Below are 13,532 nucleotides of genomic sequence, written 5' to 3'. Positions count from 1 at the left end.
TTTGCTATATGCACGCTTTCAGTAATAATTACTTGCTGCCGTTCATTGTAGCTGTTTTTGTAGCTGCATCCCATGTGATGTCTGTTACGCCCAAAGCTGTAGCCAAATCTCTCATAGGAAGGAATACTCTGTCACCTGTGATTTCAGGTGCTGCGGAAGAAGGAATAGCGGAACCGTTTATATAAACAACCTTCTGGCCTACTGTCATAGTGATGATTCTCTGACCGTACATGATTGTTACAGTTCTAGCTTCTGCGCTCCACAATACGTTGTTTGTGTTTACGCCAAGTGCCTTGGATACTGCTCTTACAGGCAACATTGTGTAACCAGCTGCGCTGATGTATGCAGGAACGTCCAATTCAACTTTTTCTTCACCAGCGATCAAGTAAGATTCGCCAACAGGTACTACTACCTTTGTTGTGAAGAGGTTATCCTGGTCTCTACCACCTGTTACTACGTTGATGAAAGCTTCTTTTACTGTGTTGCTGTAATCGGAAACGTCATCAATGATGTTGTTGTCTTTACCATCTGCTGCGTAAAGAGCTGCTTTATCATATGCTGTGCTCATGGATGTTGCAACCTTCAGGTTGTAAGCACCTGCAGGTACGTTTCTCTGCATGAACAATTCAATATCTTTGATTGTTACTACTGCTGCTTCATCATCAGATTCAGACTTGATTGCAAATGCAAGTTCGCCATCTTCTGTTTTCTTATCTTTCAATTCCAAACTGGAATCTTCATTTACAGCGAATGTTGCGTCATCTTCAAACTGAATCATGTCGCCTCTATCTACTGTCAATGTGAATACTGCATTTGTATCCCACAAGCCAGCTTCAGCTTCTGTGATAACGATAGGTGTTTCGATCTTTGTGTTTCTGTAATCGATGATTACGTCGTTCTGTTCTGCCTTAACTGTGTAAGGTTTAACAAATTTAGCTACTGTTACTTCCTGTTTGTCAACCAAAGAACCTTCGAAGCCCAATACTACGTCGCCTTCGAATGTAGGATCAGCTACCAACTGTAACTGGAATGTTACTGTTGCAGGGTCTCTATCCAATGTTACGTTAACATCGTCAAATACTCTTTTTGCGAATTCAAAACCTGTGTAATCAGCTTTTTTGTAAGCTGCTTCGAAAGCTGCTTCCCATTCAGATGTACCAGCTGCTACGTCGTTCTGAACGAAGTTTTCTGTTTCGATAACGTCTACGTCTGTTACGTATACGCCTTCGGGCAATGTGAAGTTGAAGCCCTGTCTCATGGACCAAGCGCCAGGGAAGGATTCTTCAGCTGTGATTTCCAATGTCATATGATCGGAATCATCTGTCAAGCCTGTGTTGTTAACGTCTGTACCACTGTAAATTACAGGGATATCTTCGTCTTCATCAACAGAAAGTGTTACTTGGTAATCAACAACCTTAGCAACTTCTACGGAAGCTGTACCAACGTTTTTCGCTGTGATTTTGATTGTTGCAACATCGCCAACTTTAGCTGTTGTAGCTTCAATTTTGATGCCTTCTAATGTGAATTCATCATCTGTTGTAGCTGTGAAAGTTGCTTCGTTACCATCGATTTTCCAATCGGCAAGGCCTGCTACTGCAGTGTTAGCAAATTCAAAGCCTTTGCTCAACTTCATTGTGAATTCTGTGCCAGTTGTGTAAGAACCATCAACTGTAGGTTCGATTGTCAAACCTTTGCTGTAAAGTTCTGTTACTTCTTCAACTGCTACATTTACTGTTTTCTTAATGGAAGCTTTGATGCCTTTGTCTACGATTGTAGCGTATACTAAATCATCAGCTGTTACCATTTTGGAGTCTACGGATACTGTTGCTGTTTTGCCAACGCTTACTTTTGTCATTTTAGAAGCCAAGTCGATAGCTACAACATCATCTTTCGCAAATTTACCTGTAAATGTGTATGTTACTTCATCTTTTGCAAAATCTTTTGTTGCTACAGTGATTGCTGCAGGCGCATCAACCAAAGCTTCAAACTCATCATTTGCATCTGCTGTAAATTCAGCACCATCCAATGTTACTGTTACGTCAACAGTGGGTGTATCGCCACCTGTTACCTGGTAGTCTACACCTGTGATCTTAAACTGCAATTCTGGCGCATCAGCCTCTGTGATTACACCATCGAAATCTTTGCCTTTTTCCAAAGCGCCGATTACTTTAGCTGTAGCGGAAACTTCACCTGCTGCAAACGCTGTTGCAGGAACAAGGGAAGCTGCCATTGCTGCAGCCATAACGAAAGAAACTACTTTCTTCATCGTTACATTCCTCCTTTTAAAATATGTACTTAGTTTTCGTTTTCGTTGCATAATTATAAAACGAATGCAGTTCAACTCCCCCTCCAATTGTTTCGCCACAGCCGTTCAGCTTGACAACCTTTGAAACGCCGTTTCTTTTCACCCATACTACAAAAAAACTTAATTTCGCCACTTATCTCACCGAGCGTTGTTTTGACCCAACTGCAGTGCGTTGTTTACTGTGCTTGATTATTATACGAATCATTTTGCAACTTGACAATAACTTATGTCAATCTGTAACGTAAATGTAACACAAGTGCAATATTAACGGCTATCTTGTAATATAATAAGCATATATATGGTTTTATATGAAATAATTAACAGTATATATTTGTAATAAATTGATAATTATAGTTATTTATGCTAAATTTTCTAATTTTCATAAGAACATATAGTGATTGTCCGTTTTTTAATATCACTCCTTTTATAATGTTTACATAATTTCAAAATTCTTCTAGATATATTTTCTTTATGAGTAAAATTACAACCCTTTTAAACAAACTTCCGCTAAAAACACCTTCTTTTTTTGATGCAACATAAAGTACACACACTATATCTGTAATATCCACTTCTTAATAAAAAAAGAAAAAGTTTTTTACAAAAAAAAGAGCGAAATACTCTCGCTCTTTTTTTCTATGCAAAATATATTCATTTTTTAAACAACAAAGGAGGCTAACTATTAAAACCAATTAGCCCCGTTTTTTACCATATTCATTTCTTAGTGCTTGGTTAAATGCTGCACCCATCAGCATAGCAATTACACTTGCATTAAGCCAAACCAGAAAGGCTATAATTGCACCAATTGAACCATAGATCACCGAGTATTTTCCCATATGGTCGACATAGTAGGCAAAACCCACAGAGAAAACAACCCACGCTACCATTGATAACACTGCACCGGGAAAAACATATTCTTTCTTAGGACGAATATTGGGAGAAAGAAAATATACGCCCGAAATGACACACAATACCCCTAAGGCAATGGGTAGAAAACGAACTTTTGTCCAAATTTCAATAAAAGTGTCTGCTAAAGGTACAAAGACGCTGATAAATTCCAGAGCACTTTGGCTCACTAACAATACAATTAACAATGCTGGCACAAAGATAATAATTAAGAATGTGAGGAAAATAATACGCAAAGTATGCCTTTGTGGCTTTTCCCCTCCATAAATCTTATTTATTGCGGCCACCAAGCTCTTAACCGCCCGCAGGGGGAACCAAACAGTAAAAACCAACCCAAATGTAAGCCACGCACCGCTACTGGTTTCAGTCATATGAGCAATTGTCAAGTTTATTAAGGTTACCACATCATCTGGTAGCAGTGCAGAGGCGTCTCCTTCCACCGTTATCATGGGCAAATGCAGAAATCCTAGCAACGAACTAATAAAAATCAAAAATGGGAATATTGCAAATATTAAATAATAGGTTAAAGAGGCTGCAGTTTTACTGATTTCATTTGTAAAGTAGCCATCAACCGTATGAAACACCACTCTCTTCCACGGTCGATCCACCTTTGCAGCTAATCTTCTCCTTACCATAGCCCTCAACCTTCCTTTTTCTGTTGAAAGAAATATGCAACTTTCAACAATGCCTTCTCGCCCATGAATTTCTCACCTACATGGGCAATTTTCATGGCAACCCCTGGTATCATGACCACCTTTTTTGCAAACATCCCATCAATGGCATATTTCGCAACATCAAAAGAACGCATTCCCTTTAGGGCAAATCTAACTCCTGCCCTATCGTTAAATCCAGTATTCACAGGCCCAGGGCAAAGGGCACAAATATGCACATGGCTACCATCTTTACGTAGTTCCTCATATATAGCCTCTGTAAGCCTCAATACATAGTTTTTCGTGGCATAATAAGTTGCCATCAACGGGCCTGGTAAAAAACCCGCTGAAGATGAAACATTTAAAATGTACCCTTTATCCTTTTTCCGAAAATCTGATAAGAACAATTTGGTGAGAATATGCACGGCTCTTACATTCAGATCTAACATGTTCAGTTCTTGCTCCAAAGGAATTTCCCAAAAACGCCCAAAGGCGCCATATCCTGCGTTATTTACCAAAATGTAGATATCCTGCTCCTTTACTGCCTCATACAGTTCATAGCATTCTCTTTCCACAGATAAATCAGCAGAAATAATTTGTACATCTGTTTTCAAATGCTTTTTCGCCTGCTCCATTTTGCCTGCATCCCTACTTACTAAAATCAAATCATAACCCATGCGGCTTAAAATAAGGGCCATATCTCTACCAATACCACCCGAAGCCCCTGTAATCAATGCTTTCATCATTTCACTTCCTATTCCTATTCGCTTAAAAATCTATAACCGAAACCCAACAAATTGCTACCCTTTTGCGTTATTTACCTTTTGACTATTTTTCCACTTTTCTATCTGCTTTTATGCTTCATATATTTACTATACGAATACTTTTCCAAAATATCAGTCTAGCAAACCTTTGCAATTTAAATATGCAAGTAAATCTTATGTGAATTCTATTCCACCTTTTGGTTCTCCAATTTCCTTTTTTCGAACACCATTCTATCTCATACCCAAATACATATGGGTTATTATCGCAATCTTACCTCTTATTTCTGCTCTGGCATAGATTTATCCACCAATTCTCTTGCTTTGAGGTAGTTTCGCCAACCTCCATATTGGGAAATTTCCTTCATCCCCTCTACCAAAAGAGGTTCTCCAATAACACCAAGAACTTGTTCTCCTCTTTCCAGCATAACCTTTCCGATAGAAAGCCCTTGGGGCTCCCTTTGTAATACCTGGGCAAAACCTGCCGCAGGTACTTCCCAAATTTCCACATCTACGGTGTTACAGTTAGGATCTTCGCTACGGCTACGTATCATAGCTGGATGGCGATCCTCCACACTCCACAGACGATAGCTTTTTTCTGTCTTATCCTCACGAACAAAGGTTGCCCCTACCTCTAGTAAATTTTCTTCAAGCTCCAAACCTCTCATCAATGTTCCATTTACAGCCAACAAAACCCCTTTTTCTCTCTTTCCATTCATGGAATTCCCCCCAGTCTGTAGTCCTATCTTCTATGATTATTTTTTAAATCACAATCATTCCATTTTATATTTAAATTCAGGAATTCTACCAATAAAGTTATAGTAGCACACTGTTAAGCCCATGTAAAACCAAAACTTTACAGCTCCATTTTTTCATAAACAAAAAAACGAGAGTCTAAACTCTCGCTTTTTGTAAACCCATCTTGATCACTGAGCCAAATTTACTACCAAAGAAGAAACGTCGGTCTTTTCAGAAAGAACGCCTCTATCGTAAAGCCAATCTGCATTTTGCTGCCATACACTTGCTTCCTGATGTAAGAAAGGGGCATCCGCAGTTTCCATTACTGGCAATAACATTTTCAAGCTCTGTTCTTCCACCGTCTTGGACAAAGGGAAGTTTTCCGCGTTTTGGTTATCCAACAAAATTTGTAAGCTTTCATCAGGGTTTGCCTTCATATCCGCAAAAGCCTTCTTACAAGCACGCAAAAACTTCTGGATTTTTTCCGGATTACTTTCTACTGCATCCTTGCCTGCTAAACATACCAATTCATACTGCTGAGGCACACCGTAGTCAGTAGGGTAGAAATAATTAATTTCAAAGCCATTTTCCTCTAATTGAGGTACTTCATGGTTCACCATATTTCCAATGGTAGCATCCACCTGACCAGTGGTTAAAGCAGTTAATAAATCAAAGCCAACATCAATAAACTGACAATCATCTGTAGAGAGGCCAACATTTTCTAGCATGGATTTTGTAATTTCTTCGGAAAGTATGGTTCCCGCATAGCCAATTTTCTTACCTTTTAAATCCTCTGCACCCTTTATGCCACTATCTTTTAATGCAATTACTACATTTAAAGAACTCTGGGTCAATGCGCCCACAGAAACAACAGGAACTTTTTCTTCCGTTGCAGTTAAAATAGCATCTTGCAAGTAATAAATGCCTAAGTCAGCCTTACCAGCTGCCGGCAAGGAAATACCATCGTTTGGGTTTGCTGGGAAATTAATTTTTAGATTTAAACCTTCTTCTGCAAAGTATCCCTTTTTCAATGCAGTATAAAGGAAACTATGAATGGCATTGGGGTACCAGTCTAAAACGATAGAAAAATCCTCTGTCTTTGCTGTATCCTCTGGGGTAACTGCGGTTGCTTTGTCACTTCCACCGCAGCCTGCCACGCCAATGGCCATAGCCGCTGTCATTAAAAAAGCTAGTATTCTTTTTTTCATGATTATATTTCCTTTCTCCAATTAACCGTCTTATTCTCAATCATTGTGATCAACCAAACAGTCAGCATCGCAACAACGGATAGCAATACTACCGGGGCAAAAACCCCTGCACCGTCTAGTTGGGTCATCATTCTCTTGCTAAAATACCCAAGGCCCTTTTGTGCCCCCAACCACTCTGCAATGGCGGCTCCAATCACACTAAGGGGAATTGCCATCTTAATAGCAGAAAAAAAATGGGGTAATGCAGTGGGCAGCTTTAGTTTTAAAAAAATATCTTTTTTTGTAGCACCATAAGTATATAGTAATTCCTCCATCTCCCGCTTAGTGGACTTAAAACCGTCAAAAACCGTAATAGCAATGGGGAAAAACGTAATTAAAATGGTAACCAAAACCTTGCTCCAAATGGAATATCCGAACCAAAGGATAAATAAGGGTGCAATGGCTGTGGTTGGAATAGTTTGGGAAGCCACAATCACGGGATATAGTGCTTTTTCAACCTTTGGGCTCCAATCCATGGCAATGGCCAAAAACAATCCCAAAAACACCGAAATGAAAAGACCAAGAGTTGTTACCCCCATGGTAGCTGGCAAATGCACTGTAAATAAAGGTACTCTTAACTCCCAAAGTCGAACCAAAATATCAGTGGGGGATGGCAATATATATGCCGCATCAATTGCCATGGCAATTCCTTGCCAAATAGCTAGTAAAATCAGCACTAGTATAAAAGAAGGCAGATTCTTTTTCATAAACCCACACTCCTTCTCAGCTTTCCTATCAGGCTTTCCTTTAACTCCACTATTTCGCCTCGTTTTAAGTCTTCACGCTTTCTGGGATATCCCAAAGGCACCTGAATACACTCCATATCCGTAAAGGGTCTGGCATTCTGGATAATATAAATATACTTTGCTAGAAAAATTGCCTCCTCCACATCATGGGTAATAAAGATTATTGTTTTATGATAATGCTCCCATTGCCTAAGCAACCATTCTTGCATCTCCACCCTAGTCAAATAATCTAAAGCACTAAAGGGCTCATCTAACAAAAGCATTTCAGCGCCAGAAAGCAGTGTTCTTGCAAAGGCCACTCTTTGCTTCATCCCCCCCGATAAATCCCTAGGGAATTTATTTCTATACCCTGCCAACCCCACCTGTTCTAATACTTGAGCCGCTTTTTTTTCTTGTTCACTGGCAGGAACCTTAGCAAGCTCCATAGGTAGACAGACATTTTTTCCAATATTTCGCCAGGGAAAAAGCAAATCCTTTTGGGGCATAAAAGCGCTATAATTTTTTATGGTTTCTATGGGTTTTTCATCCACTAAAATTTTCCCTTGATCTGGCTTTTCCAAACCACTCATTAAGCGAAACAGGGTGCTCTTACCACATCCGCTTGCACCAATAATTGCCACAAGCTCACCGTCTGCTACCTCAAAAGACAAATCCTTCATCATCCCTTGTGTATCTTCCGGATATCGGAAGGATACTCCTTCAAACCGCAGCATAACGCCACACTCCTTTTTAATCCCCCATATCCATATGGTAGGACATTGCCCAAAATTCTCTTTCGTATCGACAACAATTAACGAATATTTCTAACAAATATGCTTCCCTTTTTATTGTTATATCAGACCCTAATTCGTCCACCAACTCCATAATTTCTTCCACACCCTTGCAATATTCCTCAGAAGAGTACCCTCTGACCCACTCTCCGTAGAAAGGATGGTCAACTGCCCCAGGGATTTTTTTGTGGTGCTCGCCAATCATTTTGTAGCTCCATGCACAAGAAAGGACTGCAACCAATACATCCAAAATATCCCCTTTATGGGCAACATCCAACATATAAGATGTGTACGATTGATTGGCTAGGGCAGTTTTTGTTGTTGCAATTTCCTCATCGGTTATGCCCAAACGCTTCATATAAGTCTTATGTACGTCCATTTCACCATCCAAGGTATCATGAACCATGCAAGCAAAACGACGCATCAAAGCCTCATCCTCTGCTTTAATAATACCCATAGCAAAGACCTTTGAGTACTGTAATAAGTATCTATAATCTTGCACCATGTAAAATCGGAAGCGATCCTCCCTTAAGGTTCCCTCACCCAATTCTTTTACAAAAGGTTGTTCTAGATATCCATGCCAAATATCCTTCACTCCCTCATACAGCCTGTCTGTAAACTTCATTTTTTTCCACCTTTCTTTCAAATCAAGTTTTTAAGGCAAGAATACGAAAATCACATTTTTCAATGTTTTCACCCACTCTTTACAATACTCCATGAAATAAAAAATAATTATATTTTCATCTAACATTTAAAACGTTGCAAATGTTATTTGACTTTATTAGAATAATTAGTAAAGATTGAGAACAATAAAAAAACCTTTCCCAAACAGGGAAAGGCCTTGCGCTTTCGAATTCATTTGCTTCCCTCCGTTGGTACTAACCACATCAAGTTCAAAGGGTTGGAACGAAAAAATTCCTCTCAGCTTCAACGAATCAAAGCACCCCCAGCCTTTTTTATTCAGTTATAATGGGTTCATTATAGTATAAAAACCAAGTCTTGTAAATAAAATTATCCTTAGTTTGTAAAAATAAACGTAATTAGAAAAAATATCCTTGCGTTTTTTGAAAAAGGCGTTAAACTGTATGTTGCACACTTTACACAAGAAACAATTTTAGTTATCAGAAAGGAGGAATAAAAACATGATGGATGATAATAAACTTTTAAAATTCGCACTTGATGCTGGAGAAATTATGCTTGCAAGCGGTGCCGAAACCCATCGTGTGCAAGATACTATGCATCGTATTTTATCGGTCAGCCATTCAACTGGTGTAGAAGCTTTAGCTATGAGTACTTTTCTAATTGTAAGTATTCCCAGTAACAAATCCGGCTCTCTCACTTTAACAAGGGGTGTTTATAATCGCTCCGTAAATTTTGAGAAGATTTGTTCTGTTAACGATATTTCAAGGGCTTTTGTATCCGGTCAAATTACCTTAGGGCAGGCATCAAGGCGATTGGACGAAATCAGCCACACCTCTGCCTACTCTCCTATTTCACGCATCGTAAGCTCTGGTGTCGCCTGTGGGGGCTTTACTATGGTATTAAATGGATCTTGGATAGACGGCTTAGCCGCCTTTGTCTTTGGCCTCATTATTGGGGTACTTTTAAGTTATAGTAATAAAACAAAGATCCCCTACTTTTTTAGCTGCCTAATTGGTGGATTTATTGCAGGGGCGGGCTCCGTTTTATTTCATAAATTTTTGCCTACTGCTGGTACAGATATGATTATCATTGGTAGCATAATGCCCTTACTTCCTGGGATGACTATGACAAATAGTATTCGAGATATTATGGAAGGCAACTTTATCAGCGGCACCTCAAAAATGGCAGAAGCCTTATTAATTGCCTTTGCCATTGCCGGCGGGGTAGGTTTTGCCATTACAGCGCTGGGATATTAAGGAGGGATAACCAAGATGACTTTTTTAACTATATTATTTGAATCTCTCATGTCTTTTTTTGCTTGCATTGCGTTTTCTATCTTATATAATGCACCCAGAAAAGAGCTGGTTTATTGCGGTGTATCAGGCGCCATTGGTTGGTTTATATATGCACTTTTAGGCCTATATATTAGCCCCACCATGGCTACCTTGATTTCTGCTGTGTTTGTTACGGCTTTTTCTCGGTTCGCCTCCTATCACAGGCAGGCTCCTTCAACCCTTTACCATATCCCAGGCATTATGCCTTTGGTCCCTGGTACCGTGGTATATAACACCATGACGGCAGCCTTGGCTGGCATGATTTTAGAAACCTATTCCAACATATTACTCGGTTTAAAATTAGCTGGTGCAATTGGGGCTGGTTCTATATTAATGTTGGCATTGCCTTATTCCTTTTTTGAAATTGTCCCAAGGAAGAACAAAAACGAAAAGAAGATTTCTTCCACCCATTCATAATGAAAAAGCTAGAATTTATACATGATCAAAAAACAAAAGGCAGAAATCGATTTTTCGATTTCTGCCTGAATCATTTTATAAATCACAATTCTCTTCTGCCTTCCAAAGCTCGAGAAAGGGTTACTTCATCTACATATTCCAAATCTCCGCCAACAGGAACACCATTTGCAATTCTTGTAACCTTTACTCCCAAAGGCTTCAAAAGCTTGCTAATGTACATAGCGGTTGCTTCCCCCTCCACATTAGGGTTTGTAGCAAGTATGACCTCTTTCACAACGTCATCCATGCGGCTCACCAATTCCTTAATGCGGATATCCTGAGGTGAAACGCCTGTCATGGGTGAAATGGCGCCATGTAACACATGGTAAACACCATGGAACTCTTTGGTCCTTTCATAAGCAGCCATATCTCTAGGGTCTTCCACCACCATAATGACACTACGATCCCTTTTTGCATTAGCACAAATGGGACACACATCCTCCTCTGTTAGGTTGCAACAAATAGAGCAATATCGAACTTTATCCTTTGCCTGTAGAATTGCTTCAGATAAGGCAGCCACCTGTTCTCTCGGCATATGAATGATGTGAAACGCAAGCCTTTGGGCTGATTTCCCCCCAATTCCGGGCAGGGCTGCCAACTCTTCAATCAACCGCGTAATGGGATTTCCATAATAATTCATAATATCCCTCTTTTATCTCAATTAAAAGCCCATGCCCATTCCGCCGCTCATTCTGCCCATTTCATTGTTATACATTTCTTCGACCTGGCGAATTGCTTCATTTACAGCAGAAATAATTAAGTCTTCCAACATTTCAACATCATCGGAATCTACGACATCAGGGTTTAATTTTAATTCTTTAATTTCTTTTTTCCCTGTAATCACTACCTTAACTGCACCACCACCGCTAGTCATTTCCAGAGTTCTTTCTGCCAGCTCCTCCTGCTTTTCCAGCATCTGCTTTTGCATTTTCTGAGCCTGTTTCATTAAGTTATTCATGTTCATACCGCCCATACCGGGAAATCCGCCTTTTGCCATATGTCAATTCCTCCTAAATTATCTTTTATCATCTATTTGTATTATTCTATAATAAAACCCCTATTGCACGCAAGTCTTTTACTCCTCAAAATCCGCCTCTGGAAAATAACTGCTAAGGAGGCTGGCAAATTCCCCATCCTCTTCCGCTTCTTCTGCCTTACCATAGGTAGACTCAAACCAACGGTCATATTCTTCCTTGGTTATTGTCCGTATTTCAAAGGACTTGCCCGAAGCCTTTTCCAATATCGCCTCAATTTGTTGCATATTTTTATGCAGCATATCTATCAATGCTGCATAGGCACAAACCAGATATACACATTCATCCTCTTTAAAAGCAATGTCCACCTGCTTCAGCTGACTTTTTAAAATAACATCGTCCACTTCATTTCGTAAGAGGGGCCATTCCTCTTGAATGGTTTTTCGATCCTCAGGTAGAGCTGGTGGTTTTTTCTTAAGTTTTGATGCCTCTCTTTTCTCAGGCTTTTCCACTGCTTCATGAACCTGAACACGAACCCCTTGGGATACCTGTCTTTCCAGCCCCGCAACCTTAGCCGCCAACGCTGTCACATCCATCTGCGTCCATGGTGCACATAGACGTAATAGCTCGACCTCCAATAGAATTCGATCGTTGGTGCTGTAACGCATATTACTTTGTAAATAAGAGAAACGCTCTATGAGAAAAATTGCCTCATGGGGGGATAAAAATCTGCTGCATCCTTTCAAGCGCTCTAAATTTTCAGCTGACAAGTCCAGTATTCCCTTGGCATCAGGAATGGTGCTGACTAACAAAAAATTGCGCAAATGCACCAGATATTCGGAAACAAATTGCTTCATATCCCTGCCCGCAGCCATCATTTCTTCAACCAACTCCATAGCCCGCCGGCTATCCTTCTTCCCCAATGCCTCTGTCATATGAAAAAGCACCGTTTGATCCACCGCCCCCATAACATCCAAAACCATCTCTAGTGTGACTCGCTCTCCACTATAAAATGCAAGGCATTGGTCTAATATGCTTAAAGAGTCACGCATAGATCCATCCCCCAACTGGGCAACATAGCGCACAGCCTCGGGGGAAATTTCTTGTCCTTCTTGGGCCAGGTATTCCATTAGGGTATTGGCAATATCACCGGTAGTAATTCGGCGAAAATCAAACCTCTGGCATCGAGAAAGAATTGTTGCGGGAACTTTTTGAGGGTCCGTTGTTGCCAAAATAAAAATAACATGGGCAGGTGGCTCCTCCAAAGTTTTCAACAAAGCGTTAAAGGCGCTGTTTGAAAGCATATGCACCTCGTCTATAATATAGACTTTGTAATATCCTTCTGTAGGCGGATATTTCACTTCTTCTCTAATTTCTCGCACATTATCAACACTGTTATTGGAAGCAGCATCTATTTCAATTACATTTACACTTCTTCCTTTCAAAATATCCCGACAAAGGGCACATTCATTACAAGGCTCCCCTTCTTCCGTTGGAGAAAGACAATTTATGGCACGAGCAAATATCTTTGCAGTGGATGTTTTCCCTGTGCCTCTGGTACCACAAAATAAATACGCATGGGAAACCTTCCCTGCTTTCATCTGGTTTTTCAGGGTTTTCACAATATGCTCTTGTCCAATTACGCCAGCAAAGGTGTTTGGCCTAAACTTTCTATACAGTGCAGTGTAGGACATGGTCTCCCTCCTTTTTTCTCTCAAGACAGTATACCATATTGCTAAAAAAATGAAAAGCATCCTAACTTGACTAAGGTTATCTGAAATAGATATTACTCCCAAAATATGATATGTTTAGCGAAATGGGTTTCGTACAATACTTTCATTTCGCCCTTTTCCTCTATGCATAGCCTCACCCTATTCATTGTTTTTTCCTTCGTAATTCCACTAAATACCATAGTCTTTAACTCCAAAATACATAAGCAATGCTACAAAGGAAAAAAACCACTATTTCCATAAGGGCATGATTTATGAAAATTCATCAGAAAAAAA

13 protein-coding genes and 1 riboswitch are annotated in these 13,532 nt (G+C 39.9%); of the genes, 2 read left to right on the top strand and 11 right to left on the bottom strand.

The window, feature by feature from the left end:
- Positions 1-28: 28 nt before the first annotated feature.
- The 8 genes from ABVZ64_RS04675 to tenA all read right to left on the bottom strand — a co-directional run bounded on the left by ABVZ64_RS04675 (position 29) and on the right by tenA (position 8,745).
- On the bottom strand, positions 29-2,266 hold the full coding sequence (locus tag ABVZ64_RS04675; protein WP_352399889.1) for a copper amine oxidase N-terminal domain-containing protein: 2,238 nt from the start codon (positions 2,264-2,266) through the stop codon (positions 29-31).
- 728 nt (positions 2,267-2,994) lie between these two features.
- Positions 2,995-3,843, bottom strand: a complete 849-nt coding sequence (locus ABVZ64_RS04670) for a YihY/virulence factor BrkB family protein (RefSeq protein ID WP_352399888.1) — start codon at positions 3,841-3,843, stop codon at positions 2,995-2,997.
- A 5-nt stretch (positions 3,844-3,848) separates the two neighbouring features.
- Positions 3,849-4,604, bottom strand: coding sequence for an SDR family NAD(P)-dependent oxidoreductase (locus tag ABVZ64_RS04665; protein ID WP_352399887.1), 756 nt, complete (start codon positions 4,602-4,604; stop codon positions 3,849-3,851).
- A 296-nt stretch (positions 4,605-4,900) separates the two neighbouring features.
- On the bottom strand, positions 4,901-5,338 hold the full coding sequence (locus ABVZ64_RS04660; protein ID WP_352399886.1) for an allophanate hydrolase-related protein: 438 nt from the start codon (positions 5,336-5,338) through the stop codon (positions 4,901-4,903).
- A gap of 207 nt (positions 5,339-5,545) precedes the next feature.
- Positions 5,546-6,565 carry an ABC transporter substrate-binding protein gene (locus ABVZ64_RS04655; RefSeq protein WP_352399885.1) on the bottom strand — a complete coding sequence of 340 codons (1,020 nt, stop codon included), beginning with the start codon at positions 6,563-6,565 and terminating at the stop codon, positions 5,546-5,548.
- A gap of 2 nt (positions 6,566-6,567) precedes the next feature.
- Entirely contained in the window at positions 6,568-7,311 is a 744-nt protein-coding gene (locus tag ABVZ64_RS04650) for an ABC transporter permease (protein WP_352399884.1), read from the bottom strand.
- Positions 7,308-8,063, bottom strand: coding sequence for an ABC transporter ATP-binding protein (locus tag ABVZ64_RS04645; protein WP_352399883.1), 756 nt, complete (start codon positions 8,061-8,063; stop codon positions 7,308-7,310). The genes ABVZ64_RS04650 and ABVZ64_RS04645 overlap by 4 nt, the downstream gene beginning before the upstream one ends.
- Positions 8,064-8,079: 16 nt before the next feature.
- Positions 8,080-8,745 carry a thiaminase II gene (tenA, locus tag ABVZ64_RS04640; RefSeq protein WP_352399882.1) on the bottom strand — a complete coding sequence of 222 codons (666 nt, stop codon included), beginning with the start codon at positions 8,743-8,745 and terminating at the stop codon, positions 8,080-8,082.
- Between the two features lie 222 nt (positions 8,746-8,967).
- Positions 8,968-9,078, bottom strand: a riboswitch (TPP riboswitch).
- A gap of 184 nt (positions 9,079-9,262) precedes the next feature.
- Here tenA and ABVZ64_RS04635 point away from each other — a divergent pair.
- Both ABVZ64_RS04635 and ABVZ64_RS04630 read left to right on the top strand, forming a co-directional pair.
- Positions 9,263-10,018 carry a threonine/serine exporter family protein gene (locus ABVZ64_RS04635; protein WP_352399881.1) on the top strand — a complete coding sequence of 252 codons (756 nt, stop codon included), beginning with the start codon at positions 9,263-9,265 and terminating at the stop codon, positions 10,016-10,018.
- Between the two features lie 15 nt (positions 10,019-10,033).
- On the top strand, positions 10,034-10,513 hold the full coding sequence (locus ABVZ64_RS04630) for a threonine/serine exporter family protein (protein ID WP_352399880.1): 480 nt from the start codon (positions 10,034-10,036) through the stop codon (positions 10,511-10,513).
- 82 nt (positions 10,514-10,595) lie between these two features.
- Here the strand turns inward: ABVZ64_RS04630 and recR are convergent, their stop codons facing one another.
- The 3 genes from recR to dnaX form a co-directional block, all read right to left on the bottom strand.
- A complete protein-coding gene (gene recR / locus ABVZ64_RS04625; RefSeq protein WP_352399879.1) occupies positions 10,596-11,192 on the bottom strand; it encodes a recombination mediator RecR in 597 nt (198 codons plus the stop codon).
- A 21-nt stretch (positions 11,193-11,213) separates the two neighbouring features.
- Complete coding sequence (locus ABVZ64_RS04620) at positions 11,214-11,549, bottom strand: YbaB/EbfC family nucleoid-associated protein (RefSeq protein WP_352399878.1); 336 nt, start codon at positions 11,547-11,549, stop codon at positions 11,214-11,216.
- A gap of 78 nt (positions 11,550-11,627) precedes the next feature.
- Positions 11,628-13,220 (bottom strand): DNA polymerase III subunit gamma/tau, encoded by a 1,593-nt coding sequence (dnaX, locus tag ABVZ64_RS04615; protein ID WP_352399877.1) that lies wholly within the window; start codon positions 13,218-13,220, stop codon positions 11,628-11,630.
- Positions 13,221-13,532 lie beyond the last annotated feature (312 nt).

Origin of the sequence: Anaerotignum sp. (genome assembly GCF_040307045.1) — a bacterium.
Taxonomy (GTDB): domain Bacteria; phylum Bacillota; class Clostridia; order Lachnospirales; family Anaerotignaceae; genus Chakrabartyella.
The sequence above is the reverse complement of the archived record's forward strand: the minus strand, read 5'-3'. Positions and strand labels throughout refer to the sequence as shown.